We start from the raw sequence: 18,610 nt of genomic DNA on the forward strand, positions 1-18,610 counted from the left end.
ATTTTCTATTTAAATTCTACTTTAATCCCATCAATATAAACATGCTCAGCTTTTAAACTTCCCTGATGATACAATATATTTTGAAAGTTATTTGTTTTGAAGGTTACAAAATCAGCTTTCATACCTTTCTCTACTCTTCCTCTATCTTGTAATCCCAGCGCAAACGCAGACCGGAAAGTAATTCCTGCCAAAACTTCTGCAGTTGTCAATTTTTCATACGTTGCTAAAATAGAAGCCTGTGTAACTAAATTTCCCATAGGGGCAGAACCCGGATTCCAGTCACTGGCTATTGCTAAAATTGCGCCAGCGTCTAATAATTTTCTTGCGGGAGTCAATTTTTCTCCCAAACCTAAACTAGCACCGGGAAGTGCTGTTGCCACAGTATCTGACTGCGCCAAAAATTCAATATCCTCATCGACTGTGGCTTCTAAATGATCGGCTGATTGTGCACCAACTTCAACGGCAATCCTTGAACTCCCTGGAGTAAACTGATCTGCGTGAACGGTAATCTGAAAACCTAAATCTTTAGTTTTTAACAAAAACTCTTTGCTTTCTTCTGGTTGAAAAGCTGATTTTTCAATAAAAATATCAACTCTGTCAGAAAGTTTTTCCTCTTTTACTTTAGGTAAAATTTCTGTTAAAATATAATTTAAATATGCTTTATTATCTCCATCAAAATCTCTTGGCTTCAGATGAGCCGAAAGACAAGTGGGAATCAACGTAGCACGAGTTTGAGATTGTGCTTTTTTGATGATCCGGAGCATTTTTAATTCATTTTCTACATCTAAACCATACCCGCTTTTAACTTCAATCGTTGTTATTCCTAAAGAGATTAAAATATTTATCCTTTCAAGCAGTGTTTTTAAAAGTTCTTCCTCCGAGGCATTTCTGGTATGTTGTACAGAGCTCCAGATACCTCCACCACTTTCTGCAATTTCAAGATAGGTTTTTCCCGCATTTCGCATGGCAAAATCATTGGAACGATTACCACCAAAACAAATATGCGTGTGTGAATCTACCAAAGCCGGAAGCACGATTTGCTCACCTTCAACTTCATCAATTTCTATGCTTGGATTTTCAATTTTTAAGGTATTAAAATTTCCAACCTCGAGAATTATGTTTTCGTCAATCAAAATTCCACCATCAATGATAATTTCAAGCTGATCATCTGATAATTTTCCTCTCAGAGAAAGATTCGATAACGTTATTATTTGCTTAAATGGGCCTATTAATTTCATTTCAAAGGTTTAGGTTCAGGCTAAATTTTAAATTTAGAAGTGTTAATTTTTAATTGTAAAAATATGATTGAAGTTTACTTCTCTCAGAATCAACACCTTTATTTTTTAAAATATTTCCACTCAAAAATACTCAAAATATATCAATAATAACAGTCATTTACTTCTTTACAGTAAGCTGTCTTGATATCAAAAACTTATCAATAAATAATCTTAATCCCATCCTCAATCTTAAACTCATTTTTTCCTATCTTTGAGGTAAATGAAATGAATTAATGCCAGATTTTTTACATCCTGATAAGGAAAATTATTCCGATGACGAACTCGTACAGGAAGAGAAAATTCGTCCGCAAAGTTTTAAAGATTTTGCCGGACAAAGAAAAACACTAGAAAATCTTGAAGTATTTGTGGCTGCTGCTAAAAATCGTGGCGGTGCACTTGATCATGTTCTTCTTCATGGTCCGCCAGGTTTAGGAAAAACTACTTTATCTCATATTATTGCAAACGAATTAGGAGTTAACTGTAAAATAACTTCCGGCCCTGTTTTGGATAAACCGGGAAGTTTAGCAGGCCTGCTTACCAATTTGGAAGAAAATGATGTTCTTTTTATTGATGAAATCCATAGATTATCTCCTATTGTGGAGGAATATCTTTATTCAGCAATGGAAGATTATAAAATCGATATCATGCTTGAAACAGGTCCCAATGCGAGAAGCGTTCAGATCAGTCTGAATCCTTTTACTTTAGTTGGTGCCACCACAAGGAGTGGAATGCTGACAAAACCGATGTTGGCAAGATTCGGGATTCAGAGCAGATTAGAATATTATTCGATTGAGCTTCTTTCAACGATTATTATCAGAAGTGCACGAGTTTTGGGTGTAACCATTTATGAGGATGCTGCAATTGAGATTGCAAGAAGGAGTCGCGGAACACCAAGAATTGCGAATGCGTTATTGAGAAGAGTGCGTGATTTTGCCGAAATTAAAGGCAACGGCGAAATCGAAATTAATATTACCACTTACGCTTTGAATGCATTGAATGTAGACGAATTTGGTTTAGATGAAATGGATAATAAAATAATGAGAGTGATGATTGAAAATTTCAAAGGGAAACCTGTTGGAATTTCTGCTTTGGCAACATCCATTGCCGAAAATCCTGAAACTTTGGAAGAAGTGTATGAACCGTTTTTAATTCAGGAAGGATTTATCATCAGAACGCCAAGAGGACGAGAAGTGACGGAAAAAGCATACCGACATTTGAATATTGCGATACCTAGACATCCGGGAGAGCTTTTTTAATTTAGAGTTTATAATAAGTTTAAAATGTTGAGTTAAGATTTATTAAATTAAAATAAAAAAAATATGAAACTATATCCTATCCAATGTGGAAAATTCAAGCTTGACGGCGGCGCAATGTTTGGAGTCGTCCCGAAAAGTCTGTGGGAAAAAACTAATCCTGCGGACGAGAAAAATTTAATTGAATTAGGAACCCGCTCTTTATTGATTGAAGACGGAAAAAAACTTATTCTCGTAGATTGCGGCCTGGGAAATAAGCAGGATGATAAGTTCTTTGGTCATTATTCTCTCTGGGGCGATGACAGTTTAGATAAAAATTTAAAGAAATTCGGTTTTGTAAAAGAGGATATTACCGATGTCTTTTTTACTCATTTACATTTTGATCACTGTGGCGGAGCCATTGAATGGAATGATGACAAATCCGGTTACAGACCTGCTTTCAAAAACGCACAGTTCTGGAGCAATGAAAACCATTGGCAATGGGCTACAGAACCTAATCCGAGAGAAAAAGCGAGTTTCTTAAAAGAAAATATTCTACCCATTAAAGAAAGCGGCCAATTAGGCTTTTTGGCGCTTCCCAACAACGGTAATTATGGTTTTGTACCAGAATTAAAAATGGATGTTATCTTCGTAGACGGTCACACCGAAAAGCAGATGTTACCTGTTATTCAGTATCAGGAAAAAACAATTGTTTTTGCAGCAGATTTAATTCCAACGGCAGGGCATATTCCTCAAGTGTATGTGATGGGTTACGATACTAGACCCTTATTGACTGTTGAAGAAAAAGCTAAATTTTTAAAGCAATGTGTAGATAACGATTATTTGCTGTTCTTTGAACATGATGCGCACAATGAATTGGCAAGTCTTAAAATGACTGAAAAAGGTGTGAGATTAGATGAAACCTTTAGTTTTAATGATGTTTTTGGTTACTAGATTATGGAAGAATTATTGACAGAAACTCAAAAAGCAGAACCTGATCCCGGCTCGAAAATCATTGGTCTTACCGGCGGAATTGGTTCCGGAAAATCAACCGTAGCAAAATTTATCGAAAACTGTGGTTTTCCTGTTTATTATTCTGATGACAGAGCTAAAACGATTGTAAACGACAATGATGATGTAAAGAATAAAATAATAGAGCTTTTGGGAGAAAATTCTTATGATGAAAATAGAATTTATAACAGAAAATTTGTTGCAGAAAAAGTCTTTAAAGACGATGAATTACTGCATCAATTAAATAAAATTATTCATCCTGCTGTAAAATTAGATTTTGAACAATGGGTTGCCCAACAGAAGAAATATCTAATTTTTAAAGAGACGGCACTGCTTTTTGAACTCAAGCTAAATCTTCTGTGTTATAAATCACTTTTGGTCACTGCCGAAGATAATATAAGACTGAAAAGAGTAATGGATAGGGATGGGAAAACTTATCGTGAAGTTGAAACCGTAATGAATAATCAAATGCCGGAAAAAGACAAAATAAAACTGGCAGATTATGTTATTTACAACAATACCAATCTGGATGACCTGAAAGAGCAAACTGAAAAAATTATTTTTGAGATTGAATAAATTTTAAGAAACGCACATAGATAAAAACCGCTGAATAATTCAGCGGTTCTTTTATTTGTGAAAATTTCATTTAAACCTGATACAAAAAAAATAAGCTCTCATTTCTGAGAGCTTATTCTGTTATTTAGAAATTATTTAATTATTATTCTTTAATAAATTTCTTCTGAGCAGTACCTTTTACGTCTTCAATGTCGATAACATATAATCCGTTGATGAGTCTGCTTACATCAATCTTATTATTTAAGATTAATCCGCTTGATACCAATTGTCCTGCTGCACTGTAAATTTTATAATTCGCTTTTTTGCTGATATTTTTTACATTTAAAACTGTGCTTACCGGATTCGGATAAATCATGATATCCGTTTGGTTCAATGGGTTTACTACGCCTTGCTTAGAAATTCTTACGGTATAGTCTTCAACTTCACCATTGTCAAAATTCAAACAATTTACAGGAATTGCATCTTTCGCCATAGCCACTCTCATTCTCACATACTTGTAATCTGTCATGCTTACAAAAGCATCAGCCGGTACAGAGAATGTAGCGCTTGCTGTAGGGTTTAGATTCGGTCCGTCAGCAAGGATTCTTTCGTTAAGATCGAAATATCCATTTCTGTTGAAGTCAATCCAAACTGCTACTCCAGTACCAGTAGTACCTACGGTTTTGTCGATAATAATCTGATTACCTGCAGAACCTTGAATCATTTCAATATAGGTATCAGGATCTGTTGTAAAATCAGAGTAATTAGAACCAAGAGAAATATTAATCATTTCTGGCTTACCTGTTGGTTTAGCCGTTACTTTATTAATAAATTCTGTCGCTGAATTAGTAGATGACATTTGACAGTATACAATTGTAGGTGTCGTGAAATAATAAGGAGGCGTGAAGTTACCCGGTGTTCCGGTACAAACATTTGCTACCTGCATTTCATATTTTGTCAATTCTAATAATCCTGTGATTGTATACGTATTAGTATTTACATTAATACTCGTCCAGCTAGGAATACCTACTTTTCTATATCTTAAAATATAACTATTAGTAGCTCCTGCACCTGTATAAGCATCCCAAACTACTTCAGCACTTGTAGGTGTTAATGTAGTAATTGTTAATCCTGGAGGTGGTATTTCACAAATTCTTATTGTAGTAAATACCTGAGGATTAGACCATGGGTTTGGTGTAGTTTCACCAACACAAATATTTGCAACCTGAACTTCATACGTTACATAAGAACTTAATCCTGTAAGTGTAATAGAGTTAGCAGGAGGAAGCGGTGCTGTTGGTGTAATCCATGTTAAAGAACCTACTGGTCTATATCTGATGATATAAGTAGCACTAGGAACTAAAGGATTCCATGTAACTACTGCAGAAGTAGAAGTCACATTGGTAACGGTAACATTCGGAGGTGTAGGATCACATCTTGTCGCAAATGTCTTGATAGCTGTGAAAGCTCCTGCTCCACCTGTACCACAAACTGCAGCAATCTGCACTTCATAAGTTGTAGCCGGAGTTAAACCATTGATTGTAACCGGAGGGTTACCTGCCAAACTGGAAACGTTAAGAGTTGTCCAAGTGGTAGTTCCTAAAACTCTGTATTGTAAAATATATGCAATATTATTAGTTGCCGGAGTCCAGTTGATCGTTACTGCATTCTGCGTAATAGCTGCAAACGTTGGAGCACCTGGTGTAGCATTGTTACAAGGTCTCAAACGTACTGCATAATCTTCTACTTCTCCATTTGCAGGATCAGCACACATTACCGGAGTACTACCACGTCTTAAGATTACTCTCATCGTGGTTGTAAGCGGTCCTGCATATATTGCTGGTCCAGCTGGTGGAACTGCAAATGTAGCAGTAACCGGTGTCGTTGTACTTGATGCAGAATTCATAATTCTTTCAGCAGGAGCGAAAGTTCCGTCTCTGTTAAAGTCAATATAAACATCTACTGCATCAGCAAAAGTACCACTTTGCCACGCTTTAGAAACAGACAATTGATTACCTGATGAACCTACTTCCAAGTTAATTAAAGTGGCTGGCGTTACATAACTAATATAATTGGTCTGTAAAGAAGTATTATCCATTACAGGGAAATTCACAGGTGTAACTTTTACATTAGAAATGTAATCAGTAGTACCGGTACCTACCATTGGGCAATATGACAATGGTGGTGTTGTGAAATTGATAGAAGGACCAAATGCACCCGGAGTACCGTTACAAACCGTCATTACCTGAACCTGATAAGCAGTTTGCTCAGTAAGACCTGGTATTGTATAATAACTTTGTCCCGCTGTAACTGCTTGACCTGCAGGAGAAGGCAACCAAGGTCCTGTAGCTCCCACTCTCCATCTTACAAAATAGGTAGCACCCGCAGCTGGTAACCAAGAAACGTAAGCTGTAGTAGCTGTCATATTGGTCACTGTGATGTTTGATGGTGGAGCCGTAGTACAAGGAAGCAAATCAATTAATCTTACAGAATAATCTTCTACTTCTCCCCAAGTAAACCCTCCACATGGACTAGGAGAACCTCCTTCCTGAATGATTACTCTCATTCTTAAATTTAGATTGCCCATATAAACACCTAATGTGTTTGGAGCAGGAACAGGAAAGGTCGCATTTACAACTGCTGTCGTATTAGAAGGTGAATCAAGAACCAATTCATTTGCATTATCTCCAAAAATTCCGTTTCTGTTGAAATCAATCCAAGCTTTAACACCTGCAGCGTACTGGAAGTTTGGCCAAGTCTTCGTAATAGAAACACTGTTATTACCAGTTCCTCTTATTAAAGTAATTAATCTTGCAGGATCATTTGTGTAATCCGAGTAAAAAGGTGCAGCCGGTAATGGAGTGAGTGAGGCACTCACCATAGGCGCATATCCTGTAGGCGTAACTGTTACATTAGATATATACTCGTATAACGTAGTACTTGTAGGTCCAGAAGTACAATAGCTGATTGCAGGTGTTGTAAAAGGAGTACTTGGTGAGAATGCACCCGTAGTACCTCCGCAAATTGTTGCAATCTGAACTTCATAAGCTGTAAGTTCTGTAAGACCCGGTATTGTATAACTGCTAGAAAGAGGAGCCGTTAATGTAACCGTAGTCCATGCACCACTTGGAGCAAGTCTGTATCTTACAATATATGTAGCACCTAAAGTTGGCGTCCATGAAACTCCTGCAGAAGTTGGTGTCAACTGTCCAACAGAAATATTTAATGGTGGAGCTGTAGTACATGGCTGTAATGCTTCAGCAACTATCTGTACTCTAGGTATTGTAGCATATCGTGCACTCGCAGTAGGAGGAGCAGCCGGATCAGCATTTACAGAATCATCGTAATGAAGAATTCCTCTGTTTGTACCTGCTGGATAATCTCCCCAGTTTTGAGTACAAGAGTACCCTGCTGCGTTTTCGTCAACTGCTATTACAATGTTTGAAGTACCGTTCCAAACAAAAGGATTCGTTAAGGTTAATTCAACCCAAGTACCATTTGTCATGTTCGGTAAAGTACCTGTATAGACTTGCTGTAAATTAGTTGATGGAATCCAGCTTGTTGTGGTTGCAAAATTCGCCTGTGTAGTATTACCCATATAAACTACCCATTGGTTGTAGTTAGCCTGGGTAGTTGCAGTAGTTGCAACGAAAAATCTTATTTTAGTAATAAAGTTGTTTGTTCCAATCGCACCGGCAACTTCTGCTGCAGTATAAATCTGCTGAGAGTAGTTATATCCGAAACAAGAGTAAATCGGCAAAGTTCCCACTGAAGTCGTACCACCACCAATTTGACCTGGTGTGAAAGAAGGGCCTGCTATCCATGCACTTTTATCCGTTCCCGAACAAATTGATCTTACCCAGAAATAATAAGTAGTTCCAGGAGTTAATGCATTTTGAGGCACTGACAATGCAGTTGTAGGAGTACCTGCTGTAGCAGGAGTCGGAGTGGTATTTGTAGTTGATACAATATACTCATATCCGTTTGCAGGAGCATTAGCAGGAGCATTCCAGCCAATTGATCCTGTTGTAGGTGATGTTGCACCAGATACTAGACCAGAAGGAGCAAAACAACTTGGAGGAGTCCAAGTGTAAGTAAGTCCGTCGGTGGGCATTCCAGGTGTAGCTGCTGTTGTATTAAATGCCTGGGTATTTGTATTTACAGTACCTGCTGTAGAACTAGCAAATGCTAAAGATGTTGCATTCAAACGGTTATTAAAATCAGCATTGGTAGTACCACGAAGACCAATCTGTGCAGTACTTGCAATAGATGTTGTTCCTGCCAGATATGAACCACTTTTGTAAACAACTGCTATTGTGTTTGTAGTTTCTCTTAGCCTTATTTGGAAAGAGAACGTATAAGCATTTGTTGTTGAAGTAGTATAAACCGGTCTGAAATCAGTCCATTGAATTACAACTTCTCTGTTAGGCGCTGTACCTTCAACTCCCCAACTAACGTTTCCAAAAACATTGGTAACATTAGCAATTGCGTTAAGGTCTCTACCCCATGCAGAAACTGCACCAGTATAAGCTTCCGCACTTGATATCGGAACATAGTTTGCTGTTCCCGGCGCTGTTGCTCCAAAGGTGATGAAACCATTGGTAGAAACATTTAATGCGGAATAATTGATACCGTTAAATGAAACAGGAAACGGAAGCGTCACCGGATACACTGCATTATCTAACGAGTTGGCGGTGGTTGCAGTTGCCAATACAGCAGACGGCGTCGCAAGAGCTTGATAAGCTGTATTGGACTGCGCAAATGTGTATGAACTCACCTGTGCGTTCGATAGATACGACAGAATGATTGCAAAAATTAGTAAAATTCTCTTCATCTTATTAATAATTAAATAGATTAGAATACATAAGTTAATTAGTATTAATGAATTGTGCTGAGCAACTCAATGTTAATCGAAGTGTTGCTCGTTGCGTTTAAAGATTTAAAAAAAGTAAAGTGATTTTTCATAGGCAATAATTATTTTATATTAAATACAAATCTAATCATTTTTTGTTATTGGAAGCACACGAATAAATATTTTTTTATTATTACTTCATCAAAAAGCTTGTTACGTTTACATAATAAAAAAAATCCTCATGCATTACATGAGGATTTATTAAGTATTAAGATGTTTCTTTATTTCTTAATGAATTTAGAATTGAAAGCTTCTCTTCCTTTGTCAGTAATAGAAATCACATATGCACCTTTGATCAATGATGTTACATTAATCTTACCACCTGTGATATTTCCGTTACTTACCAATTGACCTGCTGCACTATATATTTTATAAGTAGCTTTATCTGAAACTTTAGTAACGTTTAAGACATCGCTAACAGGATTAGGATAAATCTGAATTCCGGTATTAGCTAAAACAGATTCATTTGTGCTTAACGGAGCTGTAACAACTACATTATAATCCTCTATTTCACCATTATTAAAATTAGTTCCACAAGCCCAAGAAGCTGGCCCACTTAAGCCTACATTAGCAGCACCAGCAAAGGCAAATAGCACTCTCATTCTTAGAGGCTGACCTTCTAACGCTGTAGCCGGCACTGTGAAAGATCCGGTAAACGAAGTTACATTTGCAACAGGAAAGTTTAAAACTCTCTCGGATGCTTCAAAGTTACCGTTCAAATTATAATCTATAAATACCATTACTGTATTATAGTTCGGCGTTGTCAACGACCCATTAATTGTCATCGTATTAGTTACTCCTTTCACAAGATTAATTTGCAAAGCCGGGTTTGTAGAGAAATCTGTATATGTACTTGCTCCCGATGGATTAGTTAAATTCGATACTAGTACATTAGAAATAAATAAAGGAGTTCCTGTAGTAGAAGCCGCAGGACAGTAAGTCGCAGCAATCGTTGAAAAATTCACAGATGCAGAGAAAGCACTTGCAACCCCCGAACAAACTGTGGCTACCTGTACCTCATAAGCTGTTGCTGAGATGAGACCAGTAAGTGTTATAGAATTGGTTGCAGAGGTAGTCTGCGTCCAAGTGGTTTCTGTCACTTTCTTATAACGTACATTATAAGAAGTTGCACCAGTAGCAGGTGCCCAAGTCACCACAGCAGAAGTAGTAGCCATATTCGTTACAACGATACCGTTTGGATTTGTTCCACAAACAGAGGTTGCACTAACATTTACAGATTTTACAGCATAGAAAACATTTCCAATTGCTGAAATTCTTAACTTAATGATTTGATTATTCAATGACGCAGGAAATGTGAAATTTTCTGATCCATCATTAGGTGTTGAAGCAATTAAAACATTCCAAGTTGTCCCATTATCTACCGTGTAATCAATCTTTACATTTGCTACATTATAAGGTGCTGACGAAGTATTTGCAACGTCCCATACAATTGGAGTAGCGGTATTGGTGTATCCGAACTGAAATTGATCATTCACTTTGAACGGTCCGTCTGCACCCACATTAATAGTCTGAAGAGCAGAATTAGTCTGCTGTTGTACGGGATTTAGATTGTTATCTCTTACCGTTACAGCAAAACTAGAAGTTCTTGCTACATTCGACACTGATTCCCAGCTGTTATTAGAATTAACCAAAACACCATTCAGTACTGATGATAATTTAGGAAAATATCTTGTTGGGCTTGTAGTTGGAGATAATGATCTAAAAGAAGCACCAAAAGTTGTATTTCCCAAATTGGCTAATGTGATAGGATCAGCATTAGTATTTGCAGCAACATCCGCTGCATCAAATTCTTCCCAAGCATAGGTCATAGGATCACTTTCAGGATCGGTAGCTGATGCAGTAAGCACAAATGCAGTTCCTTTAGGAATACTGTAAGTTGGTAAAGCAGCAATAACAGGCGGGTTGTTTATAATTGTAGTTTCAACATCACAAGTTTTACTTACCATATTGTTTTGAATCTGTAATATGCTTGCAACATGAAAATATGGATCAGAATTCATTTGCACATTTGCATTTGTAATACCTGCATAACCCATAATGGTAGATCCAGAACCTGGCTCCATATTTACCCCTGCTCCTTCCAAAACATGTGAATAGGTATGATTGGCTCCTAATTGATGCCCCATTTCGTGAGCTACAAAATCAATATCAAATGTATCTCCTACAGGGCTTGTACTTTGAGTAAAACCAGAACCTTTCGCAGTACTTGTTGATGTCGCAGGATTTAAACATACACAACCAATACATCCGGCATTACCATTGTTACCTGCAGCATTGAAGACGTGACCAATATCATAATTTGCGTTACCAACATTAGCGGTTAATGTCTGTTGTAATTGAACATTCAAATTTCCAGTGTACGGATCTGTTGCCGCATCGATATAAATGATACCCGGGAAGTTCTGAATGTTTAAATGCAATGCTAAATCTTTTTCAAATACACCATTTACTCTTGTCATGGTAGCATTTATTGCAGAGAGTGCCGATGCAACTGTACCTCCGTGAAAAGCAGTATATTCACCTGTGGCAGAAATAGCCAAACGCATCGTTCTGTACTTTTTATCAGAAGATTTTGCAAAGTTTGTTGGCTGATTATTAAATGACTGACCTGCAAGTTTAAGATTTCCCAGCTGGTTTACCGCAGTAGGATCTTCTGAAGTAGTACATGTAAAACTTTTACCATCAGGATTTGAGGATTTTGCGTGAACACCATAAATGGTTTTGTCCGCATTTTGAGCATCAATAAATTCATACTGTCCATCATTGATAGTCATAGACTGAAAATCTGACGGGGATAATGAGAATCTAAGATACTTATTGGGATTGTCTATGCTGACACCGGCATATGAACCCAATTGATATTGATCAGCTAACTCTTTGGCCATAACAGGAAAGCTGTAAACAGCATAGCGCTCCATTTTTCCAAATAAATTGGGTAAAGATATCTCTACCGGTTTAGCATCTTTTCCTGATTCAACAGTATTTTTAAGCTTTTGTTGAAGCTGAACTAAATCAAGTTTATAATAACTTGTGACATTTGAAAGTTCCGTATTTGAACTTCGTACCGGTCTGCTTGCCGTTGTCCATTGTGCAACCGCAGTACCACTTATTACACTACAAAATAAAGCAGTAATGAATTTTTTCATTTAAACAAATATTTTTATTTTCCAAATATAGTTGATTTTACTCATTTTTTTTGACAATATGAACATAAACTTAATATTACCATTAAATAAAAAAAATTCCTCATGATTACATGAGGAATTTATACAAATAGTTCGTATTGTTTATTTCTTGATAAACTTAATGCTTTTAGAAATATTTTTATCTTTTATAGTAATGATATATGCGCCTTTTACCAATTCGGCAACTCTAACCTGGTTAGATTTAATTTCACCAGCTTTTACCAATTGGCCAACTGCATTGTGAATTTCAAATTTAGCTTTATCAGAAACTTTAGTAATATTTAAAACATCACTCGCTGGGTTTGGATACACTGCAAACTGATCAAATTTCGTTTCACCCGTAGCTAAAACAGTAATATTGACTGCTCTTGTCTGTGTAGTAGCGTAAGGACTTCCCTGGAAAACAGTAACTCCAGCTGAATTTTTCAGATTATAAAAACCGCCATAATCATAAATACCATCACCGAATACATCATTAATGGTAAATGTATAACATCCCGGAGTTAGATTCCAAGTTTGAACAACAGGTGTTGGCAAAGGAGTTGACGCATTTGGATTTGGCACATTTGTATATGTTGTACTTTGATAAAGAGTCGTACCACTACTGTTTTTCAGATTCCAGCTAACTTCAGATCCCCAATAATCATTTTGCAATGTAAACGTAAAAGCTCCATTATTAGCCTCTGCAGGACCATTATATATGTAGTTTGTTGTAAATGAGTTGTTAGAAACCCTTTGATCTGCAACACCATTTGCAGTATTTACAGAAACTGTCATGATGCCCGAAGGAACTGTTGCAGGAATTGCAAGATTTACAATTGCATACCTATTTGGTGATAAATTACCTGTCCAGTTAAAAGTTTGAGTGTTCGTTCCTACTCCATATGTGATGATTGCTGATGTAAGATTACTGGTTCCTCTATTGTGCAACGCAACCGATAAAGAAGATGAGCTAGCTGTACAAGTAGTGTTAATGACTGTACAAACTCGTTCCAGTTTAACTTCTGCATCGTTAGCAAATAATGGAATTGCAATATCCTTTGTTGAGGTCTTTAAAGTATTTCTTCGAGGAGAATTATTCATTACTGCAAGTATTCTTGCTTTTTGATCATTTGTAAATATATTCATACAAAGATCATAAGTATAATTCATATAATTACGCACCATATCAAGACCTGGCTGTACAGGACATGAGTCTTGTGAAGGATTACAAATATAGTGAGCATTTCCCGCATTAGAAGAGAAAGGAGTATCGTCACAGTAATCTGTAGCACAAGGCCCGTCTCCCCAAAGATGTCTTAATCCTAAGAAATGACCTACTTCATGTGTCATTGTTCTTCCTAAGTCTACATCATTCGACAGTTGAAAAGTTCCATCATCATAGTCAGCACTTCCAAAACACCAGTAACCTGCTACAACACCATCAGTAGAAGCCAAACCACCGTTTGCATTTAATCCTGAAAGACCAGAATCAGAAGGAAATTGAGCATAGCCTAACAAACCTGGATCATCAAAATTAACACTCCACATATTCATATACTGAGTAGGATCCCAAATAGTTTGAGGCTTTACAACTTCATTTACACCCGCAGTAGACCATTCAGATGCACACATATTCACTCTATCAATCCCATTTGTAGGATTACCATTCGGATCTACTTTTGCCAATGCGAATTGTATTTTAATATCTGCTCCTACAGGATCATTATTAAAACCTCTCGTTCCTGCCATTTTTCTAAAATCTTCATTCATTACAGTGATCTGAGAAATAACTTGATTATCTGTAATATTTGGAGCTACGCCATAAACCTCTCCAGAATGAATAACATGTACAACAACAGGTATGGTAATAATATCTCCATTTTGAGATTTAGCCATTGCATTTTTAATCAGCGGGGCTATCCATGCTTCAAATTGAGTATCAGTCATTCTCTCAGGATATTTCGTCTGCAGATATTGCTCATATTCTGAAGATGAACAACGTATAATGCCATTAATATCCTTAATCTGATTTTTCGTGTAAACTTTACCAAAAACCAGTTTGCTGTTTTCCAGCTTTTGAGAGTACATCAGTGCACAGAAAGCCATAGAAAAAAGAAAAATAATTTTCGAAATAATAGAATTTCTCATTGTGAATTGAATTTTAAATTTTGACAAATATAAAACAAATCAACAAAAAAATTTAAACTTAACACACTTATTTTATAAAAAAGACACTTAAAATGATTTAATAATGTAAAAAAAATTCTTAAATACTGATTTCATCAAGTATATCTCAAAATAAATATTTAAATATTTGGGGAAATTATTCCATATTACATCACTTTTGATTTAAATTTGTTTATTATATAAATCATATGAAATATTTAAAGGGATTCGTTATTTTTAGTTATCTGATTTTGATGACAGGCTGTCAATCACAAAAAACAGATGGAAATTTATCAAATAATAATGATAAAAAAACTATCACCAGTATAGAACTTACAGAACAGACAAGAGGTACAAACAGGAAAATTACTTTTAAAAATAGTATCATCACTATTAATGTAAACGGAACAACAACATCATCCTCAATCTCAACTCCGGACTGGAATACTATTGTAAAAGAAACACAACTGATTGATTTAGAAAGACTATCAACTTATACATCTTCTACAACAGGTCGATATTCTGATGCTGCATTATCAAGTACTATTACTATTATAACTGAAGGTAAACAATACAATTCTTCAGATTTTGATGCAGGAATTCCACCTCAACAATTAGACGTATTGTACAAAAAACTTCAGCAAGCCAGAGATGCATTCCCTGAAAACAGCAGTAAACCTAAAAGATTAAATTAAAACTTATACGCAATACTCCAGGCAAAACCCATATTAAATTTTGATGAGCTTCTGCCAAAACCAGGAACAATCATCGGAACTACTTCGTCTTGTTTTGAAGTGACAATAAGGTACCTAGGCTGCATATTGACATCAATAAAGAAATCAGATTCAAATAACTGAACTCTTCCACCAATGGTTCCTTCAAGCCAAAAAGATGATTGTGAAGATGCAGGCATTGATACTGATGAACTGCTTCCGCCAAAACCACGAATAGGAATTGCAAAATACTCTTGAGTGTAAAATGAGCCCCCGACTTTTGCTCCACCGTAGAAACCATTAAACTCGTTCTCACTGTCTTTTGCAAGCATATAAAAAGCTCCTATTTTGGCAAATGCACCGTTTGCCGTAGCATCATAGCCATTTTTCTGATAAATATTTTTTTCAAATCCTGCTTCTACGATGGCGTGAATGTTACCTTTTATCTTGGATGAGATAAACCCCTGAAATAATTGTCTGTCTGAAAAAAATGAAACTCCGGTGTTCAAAACATCTACACCAACCATAAAGTTGGGTTCGTATTTCCATTTTTCTTTTTCTACTTCTTTATTTTCCTGCGCAGAAATCAGCAGCGTTAAAAGGCTAAAAAACGAGGTAAAGATTAGTTTTTTCTTCATTTTCAATAAAGGTTTGTCCGGATTCCAGTTTGATGACAGGATTTGGTTTTAATAATTGGCCGCTTAGATTTTCGTAATTTAATTTTGCTCCACAACCTGGTGATACATAAATCGATTTGGTTGTATAATTCAAACGAACCTTTGATGAATCTCCTTTTTTGGTGGTTTTTACAAATAAATCTGTGTATGGTGATTCGTCAACACGAAGAGGAATCAAGATAGAATCTGTATTTCTGCTCCATCCCAAATCAACGATACGTACTCCGTAGTCTACATACACTTTTACAGAATCTAATGTGGTAATTTTATCTGCATTTTTAAACATGATTTTCATTCTGGGCGTACCTTCTCCGCTCTCGCAGATATCATCGTCTCCACCACAGGAAACCATGAAAAGAGATAATATGAAGAATGACAATAATCTTTTCATTTTAAATTATTTTGGATCTAAAGCCTTTTCAATACGGAAAACCAAATCTTCATAATGGTATTTATTTACCAAATCTGAAGTCGATTTTGAAGAAAGCTCTTTCTTGATTGTATTTAAATTTCCTCTTACCAATGCAGAAATATCTGATTTGTCAGAAGATCTAGTATCAACGAATTTTATTAAAGAATCAATATAATTTCTCTGAAGATTTCTGGTGTAGATATCTGCATTATCTTTTTTAAGAATTGAAGTATTCAAATCTGACAGCAACTCAATCACGGAATATGTATTGGGTTCAATGGCTTCCATCTGATACATATTCTGAAGAACCATCGGGCTTAAAATTCTCCCCAAAACACCATTTTGAATTTCTTCAACAGTTTTCACAGGAGTTTTTCCGGTTTTCTCAAAAATATCTTTTTTTATCAGCCATTGTGGTGTTGTAAAAATATTTTCGTCTAAAAATTTCATGGCTTCTTTCTGATCTTTTTTAGCGACAACTTCGTACACAACTCCAGATTGCTCTGCCGTTTTCGGCGTTTCCATTTGTCCGCCGACATATTTTGAAACATGCCCTAAATATCTTTTGAACTGCGATGTAACCTGATCATACATCATATCAAGATTTGCATAATCTTCATTTGGAGTTTTCGTCCATTTTTCTAAATTATCAACAATTCTTTGAAGATTTTTTATTCCGTAGGTGCTTGCAATCATTGCATTGTCACCCACCTGCTCACTTTGTGATCTTGGATCTAAAGGATTCAATTCTGTTCCAAACCAAAGCCTTTCATTTTTAAGATTTTTAATCACCCACTGATTCAGAAATTCTTTTTCTGCATCCGGAGTTTTGAATTGATTAAATCTTTTGTATCCCCACTCGATTGCCCAATCATCATAATCTCCGATTCTAGGGAAAATTCCTGCATCACCGATATTGTCTTCTGGTTGTGCAACATAGTTAAATCTTGCATAATCCATAATTGAAGGTGTATGACCGTTTTTCTCAAGCCATTTTTTATCTCTTAATTTCTCAACCGGAACTGTAGAACTAGAACCGTAGTTATGTCTTAAACCCAAAGTATGCCCGACCTCGTGAGAAGAAACAAAGCGAATTAATTCACCCATTAATTTATCTTCGAATTCAATTTTTCTCGCTCTCGGATCATTGGGTGATGCCTGTACAAAATACCAGTTTCTCAACAACATCATCACATTATGATACCAGTTGATATGACTTTCAAGAATTTCGCCAGTTCGAGGATCTGCGATAGACGGTCCCGAAGCATTCGGAACATCCGAAGGTTTATAAACGATTGCTGAAAATCTTGCATCTTCAAGACTCCATTCTGTATCTACTTTAGGATCCGGAATTTTAGCGACGATTGCATTTTTGAAACCAGCTTTTTCAAAAGATTTCTGCCAATCATTTACACCTTGCATTAAATAAGGAACCCATTTTTTAGGAGTTGCCGGGTCTATGTAAAATACAATCGGTTTTGCCGGTTCTACCAATTCTCCTCTGTTGTATTTTTCTATATCCTGTGGTTTTGGCTCCAGACGCCATCTTTTAACCAGAGATATCTTTTTTACTCCTTGAGGATCTAAATCAAAATCTGTGTATCCTACTGTAAAATATCCAACTCTTGGGTCAAAATATCTAGATTGCATTTTGTTTTCCGGAAGAAGTACAAATGAAGAATTGATTTCTACGGTGTAATTTCCACTCACTTTTGGTGCAGGTCTTCCCGGAATAGCAGGTGTCATAGGTGTTCCTAAAGTCCTGGCAAAAGTTTTGGTCGTATTGATTTCAATATTTGTCGGGAAAGATTTCACAAAATTGACAAATGACATATCTTTCTGAAAAGCTCCTACTCGGTAAGAATCTTTAGACCAAACGGAGAAAGAAGTCAGCTCATTATCAGAATTTAAAACATCAGTCACTTCAATGACAGATGAGTTTTTGTTTACGCCGTAAGCTTTTACATCAAAAGATTTAATGATAGACTGCACATTATTTCTTGTCACCGAATTATACATTTGCGATGTAGAATCTTTAGCATAATCGACATGAGAAATTTCTCTTAAAAGAATTTTATCTTTCTGACCTTTTTCAAAAGCGATTACCTGCTGACCGATCTGATCTCCTGCGTATCCTGAAGTTCCGGAACGCATTCCTGCGGCAGCTTTAGTTAATCTTGTCACAAGAAGAAATTCCTTCTTCAACATGGCATCAGGAATTTCAAAATAATATTTGTCGTCAACTTTATGAACTGTAAAGACTCCCTGGTCAGAAACCGCTTTATCGGTAATGATTTCTTTAAAAGGTTTGATGAGACTTTTCTTTTTATCGTCTTTTTTAACTTTAGCGGTATCGGTTTTTGCCGCAACAGAATCTTTAGGCTTTTCCTGCGAAAATAAATTTTGCTGGCAGAACACTAATGCGGCTAATAAGAAAAATGTTTTACAGTTCTTTATCATATGAATT

At 36.2% G+C, this 18,610-nt stretch carries 11 protein-coding genes; 4 read left to right on the plus strand and 7 right to left on the minus strand.

Going from position 1 to position 18,610, the window contains the following annotated elements; genetic code table 11:
- Positions 1 to 5 precede the first annotated feature (5 nt).
- Complete coding sequence (gene hutI, locus ACZZ9T_RS01515) at positions 6 to 1,238, minus strand: imidazolonepropionase (protein WP_463440631.1); 1,233 nt, start codon at positions 1,236 to 1,238, stop codon at positions 6 to 8.
- Positions 1,239 to 1,510: 272 nt separating this feature from the next.
- Here hutI and ruvB point away from each other — a divergent pair, with 272 nt between their 5' ends.
- From ruvB to coaE, 3 genes are all read left to right on the plus strand, one after another.
- Positions 1,511 to 2,533, plus strand: a complete 1,023-nt coding sequence (gene ruvB, locus ACZZ9T_RS01520; RefSeq protein ID WP_463440632.1) for a Holliday junction branch migration DNA helicase RuvB — start codon at positions 1,511 to 1,513, stop codon at positions 2,531 to 2,533.
- Positions 2,534 to 2,596: 63 nt separating this feature from the next.
- Positions 2,597 to 3,463, plus strand: coding sequence for an MBL fold metallo-hydrolase (locus ACZZ9T_RS01525; RefSeq protein ID WP_463440633.1), 867 nt, complete (start codon positions 2,597 to 2,599; stop codon positions 3,461 to 3,463).
- 3 nt (positions 3,464 to 3,466) lie between these two features.
- A complete protein-coding gene (coaE, locus tag ACZZ9T_RS01530) occupies positions 3,467 to 4,096 on the plus strand; it encodes a dephospho-CoA kinase (RefSeq protein ID WP_463440634.1) in 630 nt (209 codons plus the stop codon).
- A 142-nt stretch (positions 4,097 to 4,238) separates the two neighbouring features.
- Here coaE and ACZZ9T_RS01535 read toward each other — a convergent pair whose 3' ends face one another.
- The 3 genes from ACZZ9T_RS01535 to ACZZ9T_RS01545 form a co-directional block, all read right to left on the minus strand.
- Positions 4,239 to 8,909 (minus strand): fibronectin type III domain-containing protein, encoded by a 4,671-nt coding sequence (locus ACZZ9T_RS01535; protein ID WP_463440635.1) that lies wholly within the window; start codon positions 8,907 to 8,909, stop codon positions 4,239 to 4,241.
- Between the two features lie 299 nt (positions 8,910 to 9,208).
- Positions 9,209 to 12,154: a reprolysin-like metallopeptidase gene (locus tag ACZZ9T_RS01540; protein ID WP_463440636.1), complete on the minus strand. Its 2,946-nt coding sequence runs from the start codon at positions 12,152 to 12,154 to the stop codon at positions 9,209 to 9,211.
- Positions 12,155 to 12,295: 141 nt separating this feature from the next.
- Positions 12,296 to 14,323, minus strand: coding sequence for a T9SS type A sorting domain-containing protein (locus ACZZ9T_RS01545; RefSeq protein ID WP_463440637.1), 2,028 nt, complete (start codon positions 14,321 to 14,323; stop codon positions 12,296 to 12,298).
- A gap of 227 nt (positions 14,324 to 14,550) precedes the next feature.
- Here ACZZ9T_RS01545 and ACZZ9T_RS01550 point away from each other — a divergent pair, with 227 nt between their 5' ends.
- Positions 14,551 to 15,036 (plus strand): hypothetical protein, encoded by a 486-nt coding sequence (locus ACZZ9T_RS01550; protein WP_463440638.1) that lies wholly within the window; start codon positions 14,551 to 14,553, stop codon positions 15,034 to 15,036.
- Here ACZZ9T_RS01550 and ACZZ9T_RS01555 read toward each other — a convergent pair.
- The 3 genes from ACZZ9T_RS01555 to ACZZ9T_RS01565 are packed head-to-tail and all read right to left on the minus strand — an operon-like array spanning position 15,033 to position 18,603.
- Complete coding sequence (locus ACZZ9T_RS01555; protein WP_463440639.1) at positions 15,033 to 15,692, minus strand: DUF6048 family protein; 660 nt, start codon at positions 15,690 to 15,692, stop codon at positions 15,033 to 15,035. The genes ACZZ9T_RS01550 and ACZZ9T_RS01555 overlap by 4 nt on opposite strands.
- Positions 15,658 to 16,122, minus strand: a complete 465-nt coding sequence (locus tag ACZZ9T_RS01560) for a DUF6452 family protein (RefSeq protein ID WP_463440640.1) — start codon at positions 16,120 to 16,122, stop codon at positions 15,658 to 15,660. Before ACZZ9T_RS01560 ends, ACZZ9T_RS01555 begins: the two co-directional genes overlap by 35 nt.
- A gap of 6 nt (positions 16,123 to 16,128) precedes the next feature.
- Entirely contained in the window at positions 16,129 to 18,603 is a 2,475-nt protein-coding gene (locus tag ACZZ9T_RS01565) for a zinc-dependent metalloprotease (protein WP_463440641.1), read from the minus strand.
- Between the last annotated feature and the right edge of the window lie 7 nt (positions 18,604 to 18,610).

Source organism: Chryseobacterium sp. AC417 (assembly GCF_979258215.1).

Excerpts from the sequence above, each read along its gene's own strand:
- hutI (WP_463440631.1), bottom strand. The coding sequence starts at position 1,238 with ATGAAATTAATAGGCCCATTTAAGCAAATAATAACGTTATCGAATCTT.
- ruvB (WP_463440632.1), top strand. The coding sequence starts at position 1,511 with ATGCCAGATTTTTTACATCCTGATAAGGAAAATTATTCCGATGACGAA.
- ACZZ9T_RS01525 (WP_463440633.1), top strand. The coding sequence starts at position 2,597 with ATGAAACTATATCCTATCCAATGTGGAAAATTCAAGCTTGACGGCGGC.
- coaE (WP_463440634.1), top strand. The coding sequence starts at position 3,467 with ATGGAAGAATTATTGACAGAAACTCAAAAAGCAGAACCTGATCCCGGC.
- ACZZ9T_RS01535 (WP_463440635.1), bottom strand. The coding sequence starts at position 8,909 with ATGAAGAGAATTTTACTAATTTTTGCAATCATTCTGTCGTATCTATCG.
- ACZZ9T_RS01540 (WP_463440636.1), bottom strand. The coding sequence starts at position 12,154 with ATGAAAAAATTCATTACTGCTTTATTTTGTAGTGTAATAAGTGGTACT.
- ACZZ9T_RS01545 (WP_463440637.1), bottom strand. The coding sequence starts at position 14,323 with ATGAGAAATTCTATTATTTCGAAAATTATTTTTCTTTTTTCTATGGCT.
- ACZZ9T_RS01550 (WP_463440638.1), top strand. The coding sequence starts at position 14,551 with ATGAAATATTTAAAGGGATTCGTTATTTTTAGTTATCTGATTTTGATG.
- ACZZ9T_RS01555 (WP_463440639.1), bottom strand. The coding sequence starts at position 15,692 with ATGAAGAAAAAACTAATCTTTACCTCGTTTTTTAGCCTTTTAACGCTG.
- ACZZ9T_RS01560 (WP_463440640.1), bottom strand. The coding sequence starts at position 16,122 with ATGAAAAGATTATTGTCATTCTTCATATTATCTCTTTTCATGGTTTCC.
- ACZZ9T_RS01565 (WP_463440641.1), bottom strand. The coding sequence starts at position 18,603 with ATGATAAAGAACTGTAAAACATTTTTCTTATTAGCCGCATTAGTGTTC.